At 70.6% G+C, this 21,894-nt stretch carries 18 protein-coding genes; 13 read left to right on the forward strand and 5 right to left on the reverse strand.

Annotation, left to right across the window (positions count from 1 at the left end):
* Nucleotides 1-120: 120 nt before the first annotated feature.
* Nucleotides 121-390, forward strand: coding sequence for a hypothetical protein (locus tag J8403_RS01975; RefSeq protein ID WP_211121532.1), 270 nt, complete (start codon nt 121-123; stop codon nt 388-390).
* Between the two features lie 64 nt (nt 391-454).
* Here the strand turns inward: J8403_RS01975 and J8403_RS01980 are convergent, their stop codons facing one another.
* Together J8403_RS01980 and J8403_RS01985 are read right to left on the reverse strand one after the other, a co-directional pair.
* Complete coding sequence (locus J8403_RS01980) at nt 455-2,341, reverse strand: LamG-like jellyroll fold domain-containing protein (RefSeq protein ID WP_211121533.1); 1,887 nt, start codon at nt 2,339-2,341, stop codon at nt 455-457.
* Between the two features lie 163 nt (nt 2,342-2,504).
* A complete protein-coding gene (locus J8403_RS01985) occupies nt 2,505-3,878 on the reverse strand; it encodes an MFS transporter (RefSeq protein WP_211121534.1) in 1,374 nt (457 codons plus the stop codon).
* Between the two features lie 164 nt (nt 3,879-4,042).
* On the opposite strand from J8403_RS01985, the gene J8403_RS01990 reads away from it, so the two are divergent.
* The 5 genes from J8403_RS01990 (at nt 4,043) to J8403_RS02010 (ending at nt 10,595) form a co-directional block, all read left to right on the forward strand.
* Entirely contained in the window at nt 4,043-4,564 is a 522-nt protein-coding gene (locus tag J8403_RS01990; protein ID WP_211121535.1) for an SRPBCC family protein, read from the forward strand.
* 29 nt (nt 4,565-4,593) lie between these two features.
* On the forward strand, nt 4,594-6,885 hold the full coding sequence (locus tag J8403_RS01995; RefSeq protein WP_211121536.1) for an FdhF/YdeP family oxidoreductase: 2,292 nt from the start codon (nt 4,594-4,596) through the stop codon (nt 6,883-6,885).
* A 645-nt stretch (nt 6,886-7,530) separates the two neighbouring features.
* On the forward strand, nt 7,531-8,502 hold the full coding sequence (speB, locus tag J8403_RS02000) for an agmatinase (protein ID WP_211128039.1): 972 nt from the start codon (nt 7,531-7,533) through the stop codon (nt 8,500-8,502).
* Between the two features lie 438 nt (nt 8,503-8,940).
* Complete coding sequence (locus tag J8403_RS02005) at nt 8,941-9,588, forward strand: HD domain-containing protein (protein WP_211121537.1); 648 nt, start codon at nt 8,941-8,943, stop codon at nt 9,586-9,588.
* Entirely contained in the window at nt 9,576-10,595 is a 1,020-nt protein-coding gene (locus J8403_RS02010) for a GlxA family transcriptional regulator (RefSeq protein WP_246585646.1), read from the forward strand. The genes J8403_RS02005 and J8403_RS02010 overlap by 13 nt, the downstream gene beginning before the upstream one ends.
* A gap of 17 nt (nt 10,596-10,612) precedes the next feature.
* On the opposite strand, the gene J8403_RS02015 is transcribed toward J8403_RS02010, so the two are convergent.
* The 3 genes from J8403_RS02015 to J8403_RS02025 form a co-directional block, all read right to left on the reverse strand.
* Nucleotides 10,613-11,977, reverse strand: coding sequence for an MFS transporter (locus J8403_RS02015; protein WP_211121538.1), 1,365 nt, complete (start codon nt 11,975-11,977; stop codon nt 10,613-10,615).
* Nucleotides 11,978-12,105: 128 nt separating this feature from the next.
* On the reverse strand, nt 12,106-13,584 hold the full coding sequence (locus J8403_RS02020) for an NAD-dependent succinate-semialdehyde dehydrogenase (RefSeq protein WP_211121539.1): 1,479 nt from the start codon (nt 13,582-13,584) through the stop codon (nt 12,106-12,108).
* 172 nt (nt 13,585-13,756) lie between these two features.
* Nucleotides 13,757-14,629 carry an IclR family transcriptional regulator gene (locus J8403_RS02025; RefSeq protein ID WP_211121540.1) on the reverse strand — a complete coding sequence of 291 codons (873 nt, stop codon included), beginning with the start codon at nt 14,627-14,629 and terminating at the stop codon, nt 13,757-13,759.
* Nucleotides 14,630-14,840: 211 nt separating this feature from the next.
* Between J8403_RS02025 and fae the strand changes: the two genes are divergently transcribed.
* The 7 genes from fae (at nt 14,841) to J8403_RS02060 (ending at nt 21,808) form a co-directional block, all read left to right on the forward strand.
* Nucleotides 14,841-15,380 carry a formaldehyde-activating enzyme gene (fae, locus tag J8403_RS02030; RefSeq protein ID WP_211121541.1) on the forward strand — a complete coding sequence of 180 codons (540 nt, stop codon included), beginning with the start codon at nt 14,841-14,843 and terminating at the stop codon, nt 15,378-15,380.
* Entirely contained in the window at nt 15,377-16,489 is a 1,113-nt protein-coding gene (locus J8403_RS02035; RefSeq protein ID WP_211121542.1) for a mandelate racemase/muconate lactonizing enzyme family protein, read from the forward strand. Before fae ends, J8403_RS02035 begins: the two co-directional genes overlap by 4 nt.
* On the forward strand, nt 16,486-18,006 hold the full coding sequence (locus J8403_RS02040) for an aldehyde dehydrogenase (protein WP_211121543.1): 1,521 nt from the start codon (nt 16,486-16,488) through the stop codon (nt 18,004-18,006). Before J8403_RS02035 ends, J8403_RS02040 begins: the two co-directional genes overlap by 4 nt.
* A 74-nt stretch (nt 18,007-18,080) precedes the next feature.
* Nucleotides 18,081-19,016 carry an NAD(P)-dependent oxidoreductase gene (locus J8403_RS02045; protein ID WP_211121544.1) on the forward strand — a complete coding sequence of 312 codons (936 nt, stop codon included), beginning with the start codon at nt 18,081-18,083 and terminating at the stop codon, nt 19,014-19,016.
* A gap of 66 nt (nt 19,017-19,082) precedes the next feature.
* On the forward strand, nt 19,083-20,252 hold the full coding sequence (locus J8403_RS02050) for an iron-containing alcohol dehydrogenase (protein ID WP_211121545.1): 1,170 nt from the start codon (nt 19,083-19,085) through the stop codon (nt 20,250-20,252).
* A 111-nt stretch (nt 20,253-20,363) separates the two neighbouring features.
* A complete protein-coding gene (locus tag J8403_RS02055; RefSeq protein WP_211121546.1) occupies nt 20,364-20,945 on the forward strand; it encodes a carboxymuconolactone decarboxylase family protein in 582 nt (193 codons plus the stop codon).
* Nucleotides 20,942-21,808: an RNA polymerase sigma-70 factor gene (locus tag J8403_RS02060; RefSeq protein ID WP_211121547.1), complete on the forward strand. Its 867-nt coding sequence runs from the start codon at nt 20,942-20,944 to the stop codon at nt 21,806-21,808. Before J8403_RS02055 ends, J8403_RS02060 begins: the two co-directional genes overlap by 4 nt.
* Nucleotides 21,809-21,894: the final 86 nt, after the last annotated feature.

Here is a 21,894-nt window from a genome sequence, read left to right on the forward strand (position 1 = left end):
CGTACGTCCCGACGTGGTGTTCCCCCCTTCCTGGCAGTTGGAGCCGGACACCCCGTCAATCCCTCACCAGACAGGCCCCGGCACGTCACCGCGGGCCCCGAAGACCAAGGAGATACCTGTATGGCCGAAGCACGTCTCGGCCCCGGTGGAACCGGTGACGGCCGCGATGAGAGCCATCCTCCTGTCGCGGCCGACCAGCACCTGGCCAACGGTGGAGACCACGACACCCCTTCCGCACCCGTCCGAAGCCGCCGGCATCCACGACGGCTTGAGGTCAACGTCGACGAACACGTCAGGTTCGCCCTCCTCGTCTCGCCCAAAGCGCTGCGGTGGGCCGGCGCCGTGTGCGTCACGCTGGGCAGCGCCGGCTGGTACTCGCTGACGCACTGAGCCCGGGGCTCCGGGGGGCTCCAGGAAGGCCCGGGAGGGCCGCTGGAGCCCCCGGAGCCCTCGGTCAGGAGGTCATGAATTCGCGCACCGGGAGTGCCCGGTCCACGAGGCGGACGTCGCCGATCCAGCCACGCATGATCTGGTCGATCTTCCCGCCGTACTCATAGCCGCCCAGCAGCCAGGGCAGCCCGAGGGTGGTGAGGCCGGTCGCCGGGGTTGAGGGATTGCGCGCCACCGGGCAGCCGTTCACATACAGCGTGGTGTGTCGTCCGTCGTTCACCACCGCCCCATGCCACCACGTGTTCAGCGGCAGCTCATGGCTCCAGTTGGTGACCGCGCCGTCCTGGTTCAGCGGATAGACGGCCCACTGGAGCGCATGGCCGTCGGACAGCGAGAGGGTGACCACCGGCTCCTCCGTGTCACCGCCGGTCTTTCCGGCGTCGCCGCTGCGGCCCCGCCGGCCGAGCAGCGCGGCCCAGGCGTTGCGTCCGCTGTCCCAGTCGGCGGGCAGTTTGAGGAACGCCTCGACGGTGTAACCGGAGCGGAAGGAGGCGCCGTTCAACGGGGCGCCGTCGGCCGTCCGCAGATAGGCGCCGCGCAGCGGGGACTTGTCGCCCTGGAAGACCAGGCTGCCGTGTCCCGGCTGGTCGGGGTGGTGGTCATCGGACCAGGTGAGGGCGTCGGCGGGGCTCCCGGGGACGGCGACCTTGGTGAGGTGGTTGCCACGCCCCGAGTGATCGGTGATCCGGACGGTGTCCTCGACGGGCGCGCCGTCCCGGCCGCCCTGGTCGAACCGCCAGTAGGCCACCGTACCGGGTATCACCAGCCGCGAGGCGGGCCGGGCCGGCCGCGGTGCGGCGGGGGCGAACCCGGCGAAGCGCCGCTCGAAGTCGATCGGGACGCTGAAGTAGTCCTGGGGACCGGTGCGTTCGATCTCGCCCCGCTCCAGCTCGTTGAGGTGGTCATCGGCGCGGTCCAGGATCCACGGGGAGAGCGTCCGGACGTCGATGGTGTGGCGGGCGAGGTCGAACTGGTAGAGGCGGATCATCCCGGCGCCGCCGTAGTAGCGGTCCTGGTAGTTGGTGATGTGCAGATGGACGTCGTGGCCCATGGTGTTCTTGCGGACGGTGCGGGCGGGCGGCCAGTAGTGGCCGTTGAGGGTCAGGAATATCTGGTCGTGGTCGGCTATCAGTTCGTCCCACAGCCACTGTCCGTGGTCGGAGAAGCTCGCCTCCTCGCCCTCGTGGTCCGCGTAGACCAGCTCATGGGTGGTGAGGATGACCGGAGTCCTGGGGTGGTGGGCGATGACCTCCCGGGCCCAGGCGATGCCCTTCGCGGACGGGCGCCAGTCCAGGGCGAGCACCAGCCATTCCCGGCCCGCGGCGGAGAAGGTGTGGTACGTGTTGTAGCCGTCCGGGCTGGCGCCGCGGAACGAGGGCGAGGAGCGGAACCGCCGGGGGCCGAAGGCGTCCAGATAGGGCGTGCGGCCCCGCTGGTCGTCGGTGGACGAGTCGAGGTCGTGGTTTCCGGCCACCACGCTGTAGGCGGCGCCCCGCTCGTCCAGGAGGCGGAACGCCCCGCTGATCGGCCCGAATTCGGTGACCTTCCCATGCTCGGTGAGATCGCCGAGGTGGGACAGGAAGACGATGTTCTCCTCGCGTGCGTGGTTGAGGAGATAGCGGAAGGACGCCTCCACCGGCGCCGGGTGGATGCTCTCGCCGTCGAAGAGGTACTGGGTGTCCGGCATGACGGCGAGGGTGAATCTGGGGCTTTCGGGGTCGGGGTGCCAGGCGGGCACGCCCGTGGCGCCGGATGCCGGTGCGGCAGCGGCGGGCGGCGCCAGCTCCAGCCCGGTCATGGCCACGCCCGCGCCGGCGAGTCCGGTGGTGCGCAGAAAGGTACGGCGGCGGGTTCCGGGCTGCGGCTCATGGGTCTGACGGGGGCTGCACATGCGCTTGCTCCACACGGTGGGACGGCGGGGATCGAGCGCACGTTATGAGGCCCATGAGAGCAAACGCAGGAAGATGTCCGGCAACGGACGGGGAAGAGCACATGAATGACCTCCCCTCCGTGTGCGGGGCCGGGCAGCGCCGGGCGACCGCCCGTCGCGGGCGTCAGTGGTGGAGGTCCTCGGCGGTGAGAGTGTCACGCGTCTCCGGCGCCCAGGCCAGGCTGACGACCGTGCCGAGCAACAGCACCAGCGCCATCCAGCCCATCGACCACCCCGCGCCGAAGTGGCTCAGGCTGACCGGCAGCACGAAGGTGCCGAGGGCGGAAGCCACCCTGCTGGTGCCGTTGAGGAAGCCGACCCCGGAGCCGCGCAGCGCGGTGGGGAAGAGCTCGGCCGGATAGACCTGGGTGATGGTGGAGGCACCGGCCATGACGAAGGTGTAGATCAGGAAGGGGACCATCAGCGCCCCGCTGGAGGCGCCGCTGAGTACGGCCATCGCCGCCAGACAGAGCGTGAGGATCGTGAAGGTGCCGATGGTGAACGGCCTGCGCCCCAGGCGCTGCACCGGCCACAGTCCGATCACCCCGCCGAGCAGCAGGGCCAGGTTGAGCACCAGGTTCTGGGGGTCGGCGCCGGAGATCCGCAAGGTGGCCAGGATCTGCGGCATGAAGGTGTAGATGGCGAAGTAGGGCAGCACCTGGGCGCTGTAGAAGATGACGCCGAACCAGGTCTTGGTCGCCTGACCGGGGGCGAAGAGCTCGCGGTACCGGGCGGCGGGCGGCTGCTTCGCGGCCGCGGCCTCCGCGTCGGCGGCGGTGGCCTCGGACTGCCCCAGGTAGGTGCGGCGGATCTTCGCGGCCTCGGCGGCCCGGCCGCGGGCGGCCAGCCAGCTCGGGGATTCGGGGATACCGATCCGCAGCAGCAGCACCAGCAGAGCGGGCACCGCTCCGCTGGCCAGCAGCCAGTACGCGGAGGTGCCGTTGATCGGGATGTAGGTGCCCAGGACGTTGGCGAGGACGTAGCCGACGGTCCACAGCACGGTGAGGGAGCCCAGGAGAACGCCGCGCAGCCGGCTGGGGACGAACTCGGAGAGCAGGGTCGGGCCGACGGCGTAGTCGGCGCCCAGACCGAAGCCGATCGCCAGCCGGAGCAGGAAGAGGACCAGCGGGCTGTGGGCCCAGAACTGGGCGGCGGAGGCGACGGCGATCAGGACGAAGTTGTACAGGTACAGCTTCTGGCGCCCGATGACGTCGGCCACCCGCCCCAGCAGGATGCTGCCGAAGAACAGGCCGATCAGGGCGGAGGCGCCGAGCAGGCCTTGCCAGACGCCGGACAGGTGCATATCGGTGCCGAGCGCGGGCAGCACCGCGCCGATGACCCCGAGGGCGTAGCCGTCGGAGAAGTTCGCCCCGAAGGTGGTGGCCGTCACCCGGATGTGGAAGCCGGTGAGCGGTTCCTTCGGGGCGGTGCCCGGCACAGGCGCCGCATCCCGGTCCCCCGCCGTCCGCGCGTCCGCCGCCTCCGTGTGCACTGCCACGCCTGCCTCCCGACCGTTCACATTCGGACGGCGCCAGCATGCATGAATTCATGCAGTCAAACAATAGGTTGACTGTAGATTCTCATTCACGGAGGAGGAAGATCCATCTGGCGACCCGCTGGTCGGGCGGTGACACTGAGGGCAGATCTGGAGACAGGTGGGCCATGAACACCATCGAAGAGACGGTCGAGGTCGCGGTCCCGGTACGCACTGCCTACAACCAATGGACCCAGTTCAAGAGCTTTCCGCGGTTCATGTCCGCGGTGAAGCGGGTCGAGCAGATCAGACCCGCGATCACCCACTGGGTCATCCGGTGCGGCCCGGTGCGCTGTGCGTTCCAGGCCGAGATCGTGCACCAGCGGCCGGACTCCTTGGTGGTGTGGCGTTGCCTCCAGCGCCGCCCCTCCCACTGGGGTGAGGCGTCGTTCCGCCCCACGGCACCGGACCGCGCCCAGGTCACCGTGCGCATACAGAGCGCTCCGGGCAAAGTCGCGTCCCTCCTCACCCACGCATCCTCCGGGCTCACCGCCCGTGTGGTCCAAAGGGAACTCGGGCACTTCAAGGAGTTCATCGAGGGTCTGGGCGAGGAGACCGGTGCCTGGCGGGGGTCCATCCACAACGGGCACGTACAGCCGACGGAGCCGGAACCGCCGAGAAGCCGGGTTGCTCGCTGGCCCGTGGGCTGACCCTCGTCCAAGAGAGCGAGACACACCTGATGAAGAAGGCGCCGAGACACGAGCCGGATGAACGGCTCTCCGCCACGCCGCCCAAGAAGTGGGCGGCGGGAGTGCCCGCGGTGACCCATGCGCTGGAGTACTCCCTGGAGGAGACGACGGTCCGGCGCACCGCCACGACGCTGCTGACCATGAACCAGGTGGCGGGCATCGACTGTCCCGGCTGCGCCTGGGCCGACCCCGCCCCCGGCCACCGGCACCGCAACGAATACTGCGAGAACGGCGCCAAGCACATCAACGACGAGGCGACGGCGCGGCGCGTCACCGCCGACTTCTTCCGTACGCATGCGGTCTCCGAACTCGGCCGCCGTTCCGACCTGTGGCTGAACCAGCAGGGCCGGCTCACCGGACCGATGGTCAAGCGGCCGGACGCGGATCACTACGAGCCGATCAGCTGGCATGACGCCCTGAAGCTGATCGCCGCGGAGCTGACATCGCTGGATTCCCCCGACGAGGCGGTCTTCTACACCTCGGGGCGCGCCAGCAACGAGGCCGCCTTCGTGCTGCAGCTCTTCGCCAGGGCCTACGGCACCAACAACCTGCCCGACTGCAGCAATATGTGCCATGAGTCCAGCGGCTTCGCGCTGCACGAGACGTTGGGCACGGGCAAGGGCACGGTGAGCCTGGACGATCTGCACCAGGCCGACCTGATCTTCCTGGTGGGCCAGAATCCCGGCACCAACCATCCGCGACAGCTCTCCGCGCTGGAGCAGGCGAAGATCAACGGCGGCCACATCATCGCGGTGAACACGCTGCCGGAGGCCGGACTGCTCCGGTTCAAGAACCCGCAGCGGGCCCGCGGGGTGATCGGGCCCGGCACCCGTATCGCCGATCGTTTCCTCCACATCCGCAGCGGCGGCGACCTCGCGCTGTTCCAGGGCCTGAACCGACTGCTGCTGGAGGCGGAGGACGCCCGGCCGGGCACCGTGCTCGACCACGATTTCATCCGCTCCAGCACCAGTGGGTTCGAGGAGTTCTCCCAGCACGTCCGCACCATCGCCTGGGACGACATCCTGACCGCGACCGGACTGACCCTCCGCGAGATCGAGGAGGTCCGGGACGCCGTCCTGGACAGCAAGCGCATCATCGTCTGCTGGGCCATGGGAGTGACACAGCACCGCCACGGTGTCCCCACCATCAGGGAGATCGTGAACTTCCTGATGCTGCGCGGAAACCTCGGCCGGGCCGGAGCCGGGGCCTGCCCGGTGCGCGGGCACAGCAATGTGCAGGGCGACCGCACGATGGGCATCTGGGAGCAGATGCCGGACTCCTTCCTGGACGCGCTGCAGCGCGAGTTCGGCTTCGATCCGCCTCGCGCCCACGGACTGGACTCGGTGAACTCGATCAGGGCCATGCGCGAGGGCCGTATCAAGGTCTTCCTCTCGCTCGCGGGCAACTTCGTCCGGGCCGCTCCGGACAGTGCGGTCACCGAGGAAGCCATGCGGCGCTGCCGCCTCACCGTCCACATCTCCACCAAGCTCAACAGGTCCCATACGGTCTGCGGCCGGACCGCGCTCATCCTGCCGACCCTGGGCCGCACCGAACGGGACATCCAGTCCAGTGGCGAGCAGTTCGTCACCGTGGAGAACTCGATGAGCGAGGTGCACACGTCCTATGGGCGCCTGAAACCGGCCTCCAAGCTGCTGCTCAGCGAGGTGGCCATCCTGTGCCGGCTCGCCCGCCACACCCTCGGCGACAAGGCCGGCATCCCCTGGGAGAAGTTCGAGGCCGACTACGGGGCGATCCGCCACCGCATCGCCCACGTCGTTCCGGGGTTCCACGACTACAACCGGCGGGTGGCCCGTCCCAGTGGCATCAGGCTGCCCAATCCGGTCAACGAGGGGGTCTTCGCCACCCCCGCCGGCAAGGCCCTGTTCACCCGCAACGCCTGGGACATGCTGCGGGCCCCCGAAGGACATCTGCTGCTGCAGACCCTGCGCTCCCACGACCAGTGGAACACCATTCCCTACACGGACAACGACCGCTACCGGGGCATCCACGGACGACGCAGGGTGGTACTGGTCAATCCCGCCGATATGGCCGAACTCGGTCTGGTCCAGGGGCAGTCCGTCGACCTCGTGGGCGTGTGGACCGACGATGTGGAGCGCCGCGCGGAGGACTTCGAGGTGGTCCCGTATCCGACCACCCGCGGCTGCGCCGCCACCTACTACCCCGAGACCAACGTCCTGGTGCCGCTCGACAGCGTGGCCGAGATCAGCAACCAACCGACGTCGAAGGGGATCGTGGCCCGCCTGGAGGCCCGTGACGGGTAGCGCGTCCGGCCGCTCGTTCGCCCGGCGCGAGCGGTCATCGGAGGCCGGGTGGGAGGGCTTCAACTGCCGGTTCTACGATCGGACATGACCGAGGTACATGCGCAGGCCAGCGGTTGTGTGCTGGACTGCCCACATCGTGCCGCGAGGCAGCCGCCCGCGAGGCGGAGGACCACAAGGGTGTGACGAGTGAGCGAACGCCGGGACGGCGCCCAGTGAGCGGCTGTCGCGGGCGCCGCTGCCGCGCCACAGAGAGCCGAAGACCCGCTGACCGGGGGTTTCCTGGAACGGGCTGCTCGGATTCGGGAAACCCGGGCCCCATGACCGGCCCCCGGCCCGTACGCCACGCGTCCTAGGCGCGGCACTCCTTCCCCCGCGGGAGTGCGACCGACGACCGCTTGGTGCGTCCGCGACCCCTGGACACCGAGCGGGTCACCTGGCGATGTGCGCGGGACTGCCGCGGAGCCAGGTGAGCGCCCTTCCCCGTTCACCAACGGACGGTTTCATCATCCACGTAACTCGGCCTCGACCAGGCCGGCATTCCCCCACACGGATCATCCCCCCACACGGATCATCCCCCTACACGATCGTTCCCCCCACAGAAGAAGGACTCGGCACCGCATGACCGCGAACCCTCTCGACATGGCAATGCCCGTTCCGCCCCATGAGACCGATGCCACCCTGCACTTCACGGGCCCGGCGACCTTCGGCCGTGTCCCCCGTCTGGACCAGGTCGGCACCACCGATATCGCCGTGGTCGGGGTGCCGTTCGACGCGGGTGTCTCCTACCGGCCGGGCGCGCGCTTCGGCTCCAACGCCGTCCGGGAGGCCTCGCGCCAGCTGCGCCCCTACAACCCGGCCCAGGACGTGTACCCGTTTCACTACGCCCAGGTGGCGGACGCCGGTGACATCACGGCCAATCCGCACAACATCGACGCGGCCGTCGAGAGCATCGAGGAGGGCACGGACGCTCTGCTGTCCACGGGCGCGCAGCTGATGACGCTGGGCGGCGACCACACCATCGCGCTGCCGATCCTGCGCTCGGTGGCCCGCCGGCACGGCCCGGTGGCGCTGCTGCACTTCGACGCGCACCTGGACACCTGGGACTCCTACTTCGGCGCCCAGTACACCCATGGAACGCCGTTCCGCCGCGCGGCCGAGGAGGGCCTCCTGGACACCTCCGCGCTCTCACACGTCGGCACCCGCGGCTCGCTGTACAGCAAGGAAGACCTGGACGAGGACACCAAGCTGGGCTTCGGGATCGTCACCTCGGCCGATGTGATGCGGCGCGGGGTGGACGAGGTGGTGCAGCAGCTCAAGGAGCGCATCGGCAAGCGGCCGCTCTACATATCCGTGGACATAGACGTCCTGGATCCCGCACACGCCCCCGGCACCGGCACCCCCGAGGCGGGCGGCCTCACCTCGCGTGAACTCCTGGAGATCGTGCGCGGGCTCAGCGACTGCTATCTGGTCTCCGCCGACCTGGTCGAGGTCGCCCCTGCGTACGACCACGCCGAGATCACCTCCGTGGCCGCCTCGCACACCGCCTACGAGCTGATCTCCGTCATGTCCCGGCAGATCGCCTTCTTCCGCTGGCTCGAGGAGAACGGGCAGTCGTAGACCGTAACCACCCGTCCCCCGTTGCGCCGATGCCACGTCAGCCGGGCTGACGTGGCACGGGTGGGCACCGCATGTCGCACTTTCTGCCCCGATCCAGAGATCATTTGTCTTCGAATCCTCGCTTTCACCCGGGGAACCCTCGGACGCCGAGCGGGCGATGGGGCGGGCCTTCGCCACGGCTGTCACCGCGTTCATCGTCGGCGCCTCTCCGGGCGACTGGCCGCCGTACGCGCCCGGGGCCATCGCACGGATCCGGCACTTCGACTGAGACTCACGAAGCCCCTCACACGGACATCGGCGCGGGGCCACCACCGGCGTTTCCTGTCGCTATCCGTGGGATACAGGGCGCTATCGTCATGGCAAGCGAGCCGGCCGCCGCGCGAGGCTGTGGACAGTGCCCCACAGGGGCGTACTGCTACGGACACGGAGAGCGGACACATGACGACTGACACTGCTGTCGCGGCAGGCGTGAAGGTGCCGGGCACGACGCTGGCGCGCGAGGCCACGGAGCTGATCCGGGACACGACGAGCGAGCTCATCTATCACCATTCGCGGCGGGTGTACTTCTTCGGCAGCCTGCAGGGCCACCGGCGCGATCTGAGCTTCGACCCGGAGCTGCTGTACCTGGGCGCGATGTTCCACGACGTGGGCCTCAACGAGGCGTTCCATGGCAGTGGCCGCCGTTTCGAGGTGGACAGCGCGGCCGAGGCGAAGCGGTTTCTGCAGGCCCATGGCGTACCCGAGGACAGTATCCGCCGGGTCTGGACGGCGATCGCCCTGCACACCACTCCCGGGGTCCCCGAGTTCATGGAACCGGAAGTGGCGCTGGTGACGGCCGGTGTCGAGTACGACGTGCTCGGCATCGGGTACGAGGATCTCTCCGCCGAGGACCGGGCGGCGGTCGTGGCGCTGCATCCGCGCCCCGACTTCAAGAACAGGATTCTGCGGGCGTTCGCCGATGGCATCCGCCCCAAGCCGCAGACCACGTTCGGCAACGTCAAGGCGGATGTCCTGGAGCACTTCGTCCCCGGCTTCGAGCGGGGGAACTTCGTCCGGACGATCCTGGATTCGCCGTGGACGGAATAGCGCGCCCGGCGTCACCGGCACCCCGTGGCGGGCGCACCGTCGTGATCGTCGCGTTCGACGGGGTGCAGCTGCTGGATGTCACCGGCCCCGTGGAGGTCTTCACCACGGCCAACCACTACGGCGCCGACTACGACGTACGGGTGGTCTCCCTCGCCGGTGACGCCGTCACCACGTCCTCCGGGCTCGTGATCGGCGCCGACGGCGATCCCGGCACGCTGCCACCACGCCTGGGCACCCTGCTGGTCCCGGGGAGGAGGGACTGGCGCTCGGCCGTGGCCGACACCGACCTGGTCGGGCTCGTGACGCGGCTGTCGGTGCGGGCGAAGCGCGTGGCATCCGTGTGCGCGGGCGCCTTCGTGCTGGCCGAGGCCGGCCTCCTGGACGGCCGCCGCGCCGCCACGCACTGGGAGCTGGCGGCGCAGCTGGCCACCGCCTACCCCCAGGTGCGCGTGGACGGCAATCCCGTCTTCGTCCGGGACGGCCATGTGGCCACCTCGGCCGGTATCACCGCGGGAATCGACCTCTCGCTGTCCCTGGTCGAGGAGGACTGGGGAGCGGAGGTGGCCCGCAACGTGGCCAGGCAGCTGGTGGTCTTCATGGCCCGCCCGGGCGGGCAGGCGCAGTTCAGCGCGCGGCTGGCCCCGCGTCAGCCACGGCATCCGGCGGTGCGCCGGGTGATGGACCGCGTCACCGCGGACCCCGCGGGGTGCCACACCCGGGCCACGCTGGCCGCCTCGGGCGGTGTGAGCGCCCGCCACCTGGAGCGGCTGTTCCGCACCGAGGTGGGCATCACGCCCGGCCGCTATGTCGAAGCCGTCCGTGTCGAGGCCGCCCAGGCACTGCTCGCGGACGGCACCGGCACGGTCGAGGAGGTGGCGCGGCAGGCGGGGTTCGGCTCCTCGGAGTCGCTGCGGCGGGTGTTCCAGCACACCCTCGGGGTCTCGCCGACGGTCTATCGCGCCCGTTTCCGCAGCACCGTCGGCGCACCCCGTCTCGCGGCCGGGTAGCCGGTCGCCGCCGGTCCCTACGCCCCTTCGCGGGCCGTTCGCGCCGCCCGGGCCAGGTCCAGGTCGGTGGTCTCCGGCGCCAGGAACTGGGACACCAGGGCGCCGACCACCAGCACTCCGGCGCCGATCAGGAGCACGAACTCCGCGCCGAAGTGGTCGAGCCCCATCGGCAGCAGGAACGTGCCGATCGCGGCGCCCACCCGGCTCATGGCCGTGGCGAAGCCGACGCCCGTGGTCCGCAGGGAGGTGGGGAACACCTCCAGCGGATAGACCGCGGTCAGTGCGCTGGAGGCGGCGTTGAGGAAGATGAAGAACAGGAAGCCGACGACGATGACGGGGGTGGAGGACGGCCACACCGCCACCAGGGCCAGACACGCGGCCGTGATCCAGAACGGCGGGATCAGCAGCTTGCGGCGGCCGATCCGGTCCACGACGAGGCATCCCGCGGTGACACCGGCCACGGCGGTGAAGGAGTAGACGAGCAGCGCGGCGACCGCGTTGTCCCCCATGTGCAGAGCCTCGAAGACCTCGGTCCAGAAGGTGCCGATGGCGAAGTACGGCAGCACCAGGGCGGCCCAGAAGACACTGGCGAACACCGTGGAGCGCAGATGCTGCCGGCTGAAGAGCGCGCGGAACCCGTCCTGCCGCACCTCGTCGCGGTCGTCCAGCTCCGCTTCGACGTCCACCTCGATGCCGTACTTCTCGATCAGCGCTTCGGCCTCGTCCCGGCGCCCCCTGCTCAGCAGCCAGCGCGCGGACTCCGGAATGCCACCTCGCAGGGCCACGCACACCACCGCGATCACCGCACTGCTCGCCAGGGACCAGCGCCAGCCGCCGTCGACGGAGGTGAACAGCGCTCCCACGACCGTGGCCAGCGCGTACCCCAGGTACCAGCTGATCTCCAGGCTCGCCAGCAGCCGCCCGCGGCCCAGCCGGCCCGCGTACTCCGACAGCAGCGGGGCGCCGATCGCGTACTCGCCGCCGATCGCCACGCCCATCACCAGCCGGATGAGGATGAGCTGGGGGCCGTCGGCGACGAAGAACTGGAGCACCGAGCCGATCAGGAAGATCAGCATGTCCATCAGGAACACCGGCCGGCGTCCGAACCGGTCGGCCAGCCGGCCGAAGAGCGGCCCTCCGATGAAGATCCCGATGAGCGGTGAGGCACCGACCAGGCCCTGTTCCATGGAGGACAGATGGAGGTCGTCGGTGATCGCCGACATCGCCAGGCCGATGCCGCCGATGATGTAGCCGTCGATTCCCTGGCCGATCTGGGTGGCCAGCTTCAGCTTGGTGTGCAGCCGCTTCCGTTCGCGTTCGGTGGCGGGTGCGCCCGGCGGTGTGCTGGGCTCGTTCTGCTCGGTCACAGGCGTCGTTGCCATGCGCGGGTCCTTCACTGAGAGGGGGAGGAGACCGCTGCCCCCGGGAAAGAGCGGCCCGGGGAAGCGCGGCCCGAGAATGAGCGGCCCGGGAGGAGTGGCCCCGGGAGCAGCGGTGGGGGGAGGGGGAATCAGTCGGTCGGCCAGTCGAGGGCGATGTACTGCGTCTCCAGGAAGGCCTCGATGCCCTCGCGGCCGCCCTCCCGGCCCAGGCCCGACTGCTTGACGCCGCCGAAAGGCGCGGCCGGGTCGGACAGCAGGCCCCGGTTGAGGCCGACCATGCCGGTCTCCAAGCGCTCGGACAGGCGCAGGGCCCGGCCCACGTCGCGCGAGTAGATGTACGAGGCGAGGCCGTGCACGGTGGCGTTGGCACGGGCCACCAGCTCGTCCTCGTCGGCGAAGGTGGCCAGGGGCGCGACCGGCCCGAAGACCTCCTCGTTCATGATCCGGGCGTCCTCGGGCACATCCACCAGGACGGTGGCCGGGTGGTAGCAGCCAGGGCCTTCGGGCACGCTGCCCCGCGCGGCGACCTTCGCGCCACGGGCGACCGCGTCGTCGACCAGGGAACGGATGGACTCCACGGCGGTCCGGTTGATCATCGGGCCGAGGGTGACGCCCTCCTCCAGACCCGCTCCGGCACGGACCGCGGTCATGGCCGCCGCGAACTTCTCGGTGAATTCGGCGGCGACGGACTCATGGACGTAGAACCGGTTGGCGGCGATGCAGACCTCGCCACCGCCCCGCATCTTGGCGTCCATCGCACCGCGCACCGCGGCGTCGACGTCGGCGTCCTCGCAGACGATGAAGGGGGCGTTGCCACCCAGCTCCATGGTCACGTTGACCACGTTCTCCGCCGCCTGCCCCAGGAGGGTGCGGCCGGTGGCGGTGGAGCCGGTGAAGGAGAACTTGCGGACCCGCTCGTCGCGGAGCCAGGCGGAGACCACCTCGGGCGCGCGGTCGGTCGGCAGGACGTTCAGCAGCCCGTCGGGCAGGCCCGCCTCGCTCAGCAGGGCGGCGATGGCGAGGGCGGTGAAGGGGGTGTCGGGGGCCGGCTTGAGGAGCACCGGGCAGCCGGCGGCGAGCGCCGGGGCGATCTTCCGGGTGGCCATCGCGGCGGGGAAGTTCCACGGTGTGACGAAGGCGGTGACGCCCACCGGATGCCTGCGCACGACGTGCCGGAAGCCGCCACCGGGCGCGTCGCCGAACGAGGAGCCGATCCGTACCGCCTCCTCGGCGAACCAGCGGAAGAACTCCGCCGCGTAGCCGACCTCGGACACCGCGTCCCGGTATGCCTTGCCGTTCTCCAGGACGATCAGGCGGGCGAGCGTGTCGGTGTGCTCGCGCATCAGCGCGAACGCCGTGTGCAGGACCTCCGAACGACGGCGGGCCGGCGTCGCCCGCCACCCGGCGGCGGCCGCCTGGGCCGCGTCGACCGCCGCCATGGCGTCCGCCGGGCCGGCCGCGGACACCTCGCGGATCAGCTCCGCGGTGGCCGGGTCGTGCACGGGGAACGTCCGTCCGTCCTCGGCCGCACACCAGCGGCCGGCGATGAACACATCGCCTTCGGCGAACGGCGCCTTGACGAGGGTTTCTATGCCGGGGAGGTTCATGAGCTGCTCTTTTCTCCGTTCCGAACAGGGGCTGGTCCGGTTCGCGGTGAATTTACGAGCGCGTCATGCGGCCGACAAGACCACTTCTCGGATCGCAATGGTGGTTGCTGTCAGGGCAACTGCCCCGGCATGCCCGCCCCGCACCCGCATGGGCCGCGCGGCCCCCGCGCTGTCAGGTGAGCCGTGCCCTGGGGAAGGAGGTGTGCCGAGGCTCCCAGCCCAGCATCACGGAGACGCGTGCCGCCGCCTTGGCCGTCGTGCGGCCCGCCTGGTCCAGGCGGTCGCCGAGCCGGGACTTGGGTGCCGAGATGTTGAGCGCCGCGACGACACGTCCCCGGAAGTCGCGTACGGGTGCGGAGACCCCGACCAGCCCGGTCTCGAACTCCTCGCTCACCCTCGCGTAGCCCCGTCGCGAAGCCTCCTGGATCAGTGACCACAGCTCGGGGATCGGTGGCGTCGAGGCGGTGCCGAAGCGGACGTACAGCTCATCGGGGGTGGCATCGGCCAGCAGCACGCGTCCGGCCGAGGTCTGCCACGCGGGCACTCCGCGCCCCTCCCAGCCGTGGACGCGGAAGGAGTGTCCGGAGACCGAGAGCAGGGTGAGCACCTCGCGGTCGCTCAGGACACACAGATGGCTGGTCTCCTCCACGTCCGACGACAGCGCGTGCATCACCGGCTCGGCCATGCGCACCAGCCGGTTCTGCGAGGTCCGCGCGACGAGCGAGAAGAGCCGCCAGCCCAGGCGGTACTCCAGGGTGTCGGGGTCGCGTTCCACGATCCCCGCGGCGGCCAGGGCCTTGAGGGCCCGTGAGACCTGGGTCTTCTCCCGGCCCACCAGATGCGCCAGGCGTACGACGCCGAGCCCGCCGGCGTTCTGGGCCTCGTCGGAGGCGAGCGCCTCCAGCAGGTCGATGTCACGGCGCAGCCCGTGGCCGCGCGGGGCGGCGGTGTCCGCGGGACCGGCGGAGGCGGCGTCGGGGCCCGTGCCATGCGGATCGGCGGGGTCCTCGGGACCGTCGGTGCCGCGAGGGGGGAGGTTCGTCACGCGCGACATCCTAGGGCGCACACCGCGGAAGCCCCAGGTCAGCCGCCGGGTTGTCATGAGAGCAACCGGCATTTCGATTCACCCCGACGGCTTGTCGACGGGGTGGCGGCGGTTCTAGATTCGCCGCATCGGACCGGAGAACTGCGGCGAATGCGCGGTTCCTCCCCTGTGGTCCGCCGATTCCCCGCTCCCGGAGATCCAGGAGATCCCCATGCCATCGCCTTTTGCCCCGACCGCCCTCATCGGCGAGTCCTTCGCCGGGGAGGGTGCCAACGCCGCGCACACGAACGTCGTGATCGGACGCAAGGGCGGACCCGTCGAAACGGCCTGGGCCACGGCGCTGGCCACGCCCAGCGCCGGACACGTCCCCTTCGTGACGATCGTGCGGCCCTCGGTCCCGGTGAAGCCGCTGACGCTGTTCGTGCCGAAGGCCGCCGCGGAGGGTGAGCTGCACCAGCGCGCCACGTGGGGCTCCGCCCAGGCCGGTCTGGCGCAGGGGGTCGCGGACGCGGTCCGGGACGGTGTGCTGCCCGCCGAGGATGCCGACGAACTGCTGATCATCGCCGCGATCTGGGTGAACCCGGCGGTCGACGACCTGGACGTGTCCTTCCGCAATCAGCGCGCCGCCGCCTACGAGGCGGTGCGGGCCGCGGTGACCGGCGCCCCGACCGTGGCCGATGTCCTCGCGGCCGCCGAGGAAGGCCCGGTCAACCCGTTCTACGCCCCCACCTCCGAGGTGCTCACCCGATGAAGATCACGGATATCACCCTGGACCGGCTGCGCCTGGAGCTGGACCCGCCGTTCCGGGCCGCGTGGGACCCCGAGCCACGGCGCCACTTCGACGCGACGATCGTCCGCGTCCACACCGACGAGGGGATCACCGGTATCGGCTCCGGTGATCTGATGGACGGCTTCGACACCTACAAGCACCTGTTCGTCGGCGAGGACCCGCTCGACATCACCCGGCACGTCAAGGCCATCGAGACCGCCAACTTCCACGGCGCCCACTACTGGCCGCTGGAGGCGGCCCTGTGGGACATCATCGGCAAGGTCCACGGCCGCCCGGTGGCGGAGCTGTTCGGCAACGCGGCCAAGAAGCTGCCCGCCTACGCCTCCTGCGGTGAGCTCAAGGCGCCCCAGGAGCGTGTCGCCACCGCGCTGAAGGTCCGCGAAGCGGGCTTCCGCGCGATGAAGATCCGCATCGACCGCGACCGGGTCGACGAGGGGATCGCCGCGGTCCGCGCCGTACGCGAGGAACTGGGCGCCGACTTCGAGATCATGGTGGACCTGAACCAGTCGTGGCGCATGGCGGGCGACACCGCGGGCGCCACCGACCTAGCCCGGACCCGCAAGACCATCGCGCGCCTGGCCGAGCTCGACGTGTTCTGGGTCGAGGAGCCACTGCCCTACGGCGACCTGGCGGGCTTCAAGCGCCTGCGGGCCGAGAACCCCGGGGTACGCATCGCCGCCGGCGAGATGCACCACTCCCCCACCGAGTTGCTGCGCTACCTCGAAGAGGACGCCCTGGACATCTACCAGATGGACGTGGTGCTCGCGATCGGCATGCACCGCGCCCGCACCCTGGCGGAGATCGCCCAGCTCAAGCACCGCCACTTCACCCCGCACAGCTGGACCAACGGCATCGGCGTGCTCGCCAATCTGCACGTGGCGGCAGGGGTCGGCGGCGGCCCGTACTTCGAGTTCCCCTACGACCCGCCCGGGTGGACCCCGGAGCGCCGGGACTTCATGCTCGCCGACCCGGTGCGGGTGAACAGCGAGGGCGACCTCGAGATATCCGCGAGGCCGGGCCTCGGTATCGAGCTCGACGAAGACGCGATCGACCGCTGGAGGATCACATGACGCACGGCATCGACGCCCTGCTCGCCCGTTCGTACGACCAGTGGGTGGCCGCGGCCGGCACACTCACCGTCGAGACCCGGCTGTTCATCGACGGCCGCTTCACCGACGCCCTCTCCGGCGACACCTTCACCAGCGTCTCGCCGCGCGACGGTTCGGTGCTCGCCAAGGTGCAGGCGGCCGGGGCCGAGGACGTGGACCGTGCCGTACGGGGCGCGCGCGCCGCCTTCGAGGACGGACGCTGGCGCGACCTGCCGCCCAAGGAGCGCAAGGGCGTCCTGCTGCGCTGGGCGGATCTGATCCGGGCGAACGCCGAGGAGCTGGCCCTCCTCGACACCCTGGAGATGGGCAAGCCCATCACCGAGTCCGTGCGGATCGACGTGGACAAGGCCGCCGAGACCATCGCCTGGTACGCCGAGGCCATCGACAAGACCTACGACGAGGTGGCGCCGACCCCCGGCGACGCGATCGCCCTGATCACCCGGGAACCCCTGGGCGTCATCGGCGCGGTCGTCCCGTGGAACTACGCGCTGCTGATCGCCAGTTGGAAGCTGGGTCCGGCGCTGGCCACCGGCAACAGCGTCGTCCTCAAGCCGGCCGAGCAGACCTCCCTGGCCGCTCTGCGCCTGGCCGCCCTCGCCTCCGAGGCGGGTCTGCCGGACGGGGTGTTCAACGTCCTCCCGGGCCGCGGCGAGGTCGCCGGACAGGCTCTGGGCCGCCACCCGGAGGTCGACAAGATCGCCTTCACCGGTTCGGCGGAGGTGGCCCGGCTCTTCCAGGTGTACGCGGGCGAGTCCAACGGCAAGCAGGTGGCCGTCGAGGCGGGTGGCAAGTCGCCCCAGCTGCTGTTGCCCGACGCCGACATCGAGGCCGCCGCGTCGGCGGTGGCCTGGGGCATCTTCTACAACGCCGGACAGACCTGCAACGCCGGTTCCCGCGTCGTGGTCCACGCCTCCGTCAAGGACCGGCTCCTGGACGCCCTGCGCCGGATCACCGCGGAGACCTTCCGGGTGGGCGACCCGCTCGATCCGGCCACCGTCATGGGCCCCCTGGTCGACGAGACCCAGCTGGCCACGGTCCTCGGCTATATCGAGCGCGGTGTGGAGGACGGGGCGAGTGTGGTGTTCGGCGGTGGCCGCACCCTCGCCGAGTCGGGCGGCAGCTATGTCGAACCGACCGTCCTGGACGGGGTGGTGAACACCTCCGCCGTCGGCCAGGAGGAGATCTTCGGCCCGGTCCTGGCCATCGTGTCCTACGACGGCGACGCCGACGAGGGGATACGGCTGGCCAACGAGAGCGACTTCGGGCTCGTCGCCTCCGTCTGGACACGTGATGTGGCCGTCGCCCACCGCGCCGCCAAGCGGCTGCGGGCCGGGACGGTCTGGATCAACACCTTCGACGCCAGCGATGTCATCACCCCCTTCGGCGGCTTCAAGGCCACCGGCGCGGGCCGTGACAAGTCCCTGCACGCACTGGACGCGTACACGGCGCTGAAGACCACCTGGATCAACCTGGCCTGAACCGGCCATGGCGCACGGACCTGTTCATCCCCTCCCCTCTTTACTTTTCTCTTCTCACCACAGCGAGGACAACGATGAGGATCGGTTTCATCGGCCTGGGCAACATGGGACGCCACATGGCCCGCCATCTCATCCACGCGGGCCACCTGGTCACCGTGCACGACACCCGGCCCGAGGCCGCCGCCGAGCATCTGGCGCTCGGCGCCCGCTGGGCCGACTCGCCCGCGACCTGTGCCGAAGGCGCGGAATTCCTGATCACGATGCTCCCCACCCCGCGGATCGTCGAGGACGTGCTGCTGCGCGGTGGCGCGGCCGAGGCCCTGCCGCCCGGCGCCCTGTGGATCGACATGTCGACCTCGACCCCCGCGGCCGCGGACCGGGTCGCCGCCGATGTGCTGAACGGGCGCGGGGTGCGCCGGCTCGACGCACCGGTCAGCGGGATGGCGCGGGGCGCCGAGGCCGGAGCGCTGCAGATCTTCGCCGGCGGTACGGACGACGACTTCCGCATCGCCCTGCCCGTCCTCGAGGCCATGGGCGATCCGGACCGGATTCTGCACGTCGGCCCGCCCGGCGCGGGCTACACGGTCAAGCTCATGCTCAACCTGCTCTGGTTCAGCCATGTGGTCGCCACCTCCGAGGTGCTCGCCATGGGCGTCAAGGCGGGCGTCGACCTCGGGACGCTGCGCAGCTCGCTGCTGGCGAGCCCGGCCGCCTCCGCCTTCGTCGAGAAGGACCTCATGTCCATCCTCGCCGACGGTGACTACGACGACTCGTTCGCCATGGCGCTGGCCTGCAAGGACCTGGGGCTCGCCGTCGACCTCGGCCGCGATCTGGGGGTGTCCACCGAACTGTCCGCCCTGGTCGAGCAGATCTACCGCCGCTCCAAGGCCCATCATGGCGAGCTCGCCGGTGAGATGAGCCCGGTCCGCCTCTACGAGGCCCTCGCCGGGCAGGAGTTCCGGCTGCCCGACCCGACCATCGCGCCGGCCGACGCGACCCTCGCGGTCTGAGCGCGACCCTCGCGGTCTGAGAAGAAGCGAACGCCACCCCGCACCACGACGCCAGGAGCCGCACCCATGACCTCTTCCGGGCCCGGCGGCCCAACGCCGCTGAGCATCGACCCCACCTGTCGTATCGAGTTCGGCCCCGGCCGCATCGGCCAACTCCCCGCACTGATCGCGGCCACCGGCCACGATCGCGCCTTCGTCGTCACCGACCACGGCCTGCGCGCCGCGGGCGTCCTCGAGCCCGTTCTCAAGATCCTCCGGGCCGCGGGGCTGGAGTACGCCGTCTACGACGAGGTGGCTCCCAACCCCTCCACCGCCAACGTCGACGCGGGTGCCGCACGGGCCCGTGCGTTCGGCACCGCCGCGGTCGTCGCCCTCGGTGGCGGCTCCGTACTCGACGCGGCGAAGGGCATATCCCTGCTGGTCGGCAACCCGAAGGCCATGGCCGGCGACGCCGACGAGCTCTGGGAGGCGGCCGACGGACTCCCGCTCGTCGCGATCCCCACCACCTCCGGCACCGGCGCCGAAACCAACGGCTTCGGGGTCATCGAGGACACCACCGCCTGCCGCAAGGTGTACATCGGCCACCCCTCCGTGAAGCCGCGCATCGCGCTGCTCGACCCGGAGCTCACCCTGGGGCTTCCCGCACCGGCCACCGCCGCCACCGGTATCGACGCCCTGGTCCACGGCATCGAGTCACTCGCCTCGCGCGGCGCGAACCCGGTCTCCACCGCCTACGCCACCCAGGCCGTGACCATGGTCAGCCACGCCCTGCCCGCCGCGTACCGGGACGGCGCGGACCTGGATGCCCGCGCCGAGCTGATGCTGGGAGCCCATCTCGCGGGCCAGGCACTCAGCCTCTCCGGGCTCGGGCTGGTCCATGGCATCGGCCACGCGCTGACCGCGCACACCGGCACTCCCCACGGCGTCGCCCTCGCCGCCGTCCTCGAAGAGGTGATGGAGTTCAACGCCCCCGCCGCGCGGGGCGCCTATGAGCAGGTGGCGCGCGCCATGCGGCTGGCACCGCCCGCCGACGGGGACTGGGCGCGGGCCGCCATCGACGCGGTACGCGAGATCGCGGGCGCCGTCGAGGTGAAGCGCCCCCTGAGGACGCTCGGCACCGACCGCGGCATGCTGCCCGCCATCGCCGCCGGGGCGGTGGCGGACGCGGTGACGACGAACAATCCCCTGTCCCCCGATCACACCCAGGTCCTGGAGATCCTCACCACCACCTACTGACCGTGGCGCGCCACCGTGACCTGACGATCCGGGCACGGTGGCGACCGCTGTCACATGCGCGGCCCCGGCGGTGTCTTCATGCCGAACAGGCAACCGCACAGGGAGAACACCATGTCGCTACGCGTTCCGAAGGGGGAGCTCCCCACCGAGCTCCGGGAAATCCTGCTCAAGCAGCTCGGTGAGGTGCCCGAGCCCGACGAGGTGCTGTGGAACAACCCCAAGGTGGCCGAGGCGAACCGGGAGTTCGCGGCCAGGCTGGGTGCGTGGGACGCCGCCGACGCGAGCCTGAAGACGTTCGCGCATATGGCGGTCGCCGCGCAGATCGGGTGCAGCTGGTGCCTCGACATCAACTACTTCCTCGCGCTGAACCAGAAACTGGACCTGGCCAAGGCGAGCCAGGTGCCGCGCTGGCGGGAGTCGGAGGTGTTCACACCGCTGGAGCGGGACGTCCTGGAGTACGCCGAGGCCATGACGAACACACCGCCGACCGTCACCGATGAGCTGTCCGCGAGCCTGCTGGACCGGCTCGGCCCGGCGGCGCTGGTCGAACTCACCGTGTACATCGGCTTCGCCAACTTCGCGAGCAGGTCCAACATCGCGCACGGAATCACCTCGCAGGGCTACTCCGACGCCTGCGGGATTCCGCTGGCCGGGCGCCCCGCGCAGTCGTCCGGCGTAACGTCCACGGCATGACCGGGGATCCGTTCGTCGCCCATCGCAGCCTGCTGTTCACGGTCGCCTACGAGATGCTCGGGTCGGCCGCCGACGCGGAGGACGTGGTCCAGGAGTCCTGGCTGCGGTGGGCCGACGTCGACCGGTCGCGGGTGCGCGACCCGCGGGCGTACCTCGTCCGCACGGTCACCCGCCAGGCGCTCAACCGCCTGCGGACACTGTCGCGCCGCCGCGAGGAATACGTCGGCGAGTGGCTGCCGGAGCCGCTGCTGACCAGCCCCGATGTCGCCGAGGACGTCGAACTCGCGGAGAGCGTGTCGATCGCGATGCTGACCGTCCTGGAAACGCTCGGACCGGCCGAGCGGGCGGTGTTCGTGCTGCGCGAGGTCTTCGACCTGCCGTACGGAGAGATCGCCGAGGCCATCGGGAAATCCGCGGCAACGGTGCGGCAGATCGCCCGACGGGCCCGCGAGCATGTGGCGGCCAGGCGGCCGCGGATGCGGGTGAGCCGGTCGGAGCAGCAGGCCGTGGTGGAGCGGTTCCTGGCCGCGCTGCGGACCGGGCAGGTGCGGGAGCTGATGGAGATCATGGCGCCGGACGTGGTCATGATCGCCGACGGTGGCGGGGTGGTGGCCGCCGCGCGGGCTCCGATCCACGGCGTCGAGGAAGTGGCGAAGTTGCTGGCGCGCGCGAACCAGGTGGTGGCCGCGTTCGAGACGACGCCCGTATGGCTCAACGGCGCGCCCGCGGGCCGGCTCGCCTTCGACGGCGAGCCGTCCGCGGTGAGCCTCCTGGTGGAGAACGGGCGCATCACCCGGATCTACGTGGTGAGAAACCCACGGAAGCTGACCCGGCTGGATGTACCGGCCGAACTGGCCAGGTAGGCGCGCCCGCGGCTCTGGTGCCGTGGGTGTTCCGGGCGGTTTCACACCGCCCGGAACACCCACGACCACACGGGGCCGGTCCCTCC

Source organism: Streptomyces yatensis (assembly GCF_018069625.1).
Taxonomy (GTDB): domain Bacteria; phylum Actinomycetota; class Actinomycetes; order Streptomycetales; family Streptomycetaceae; genus Streptomyces; species Streptomyces yatensis.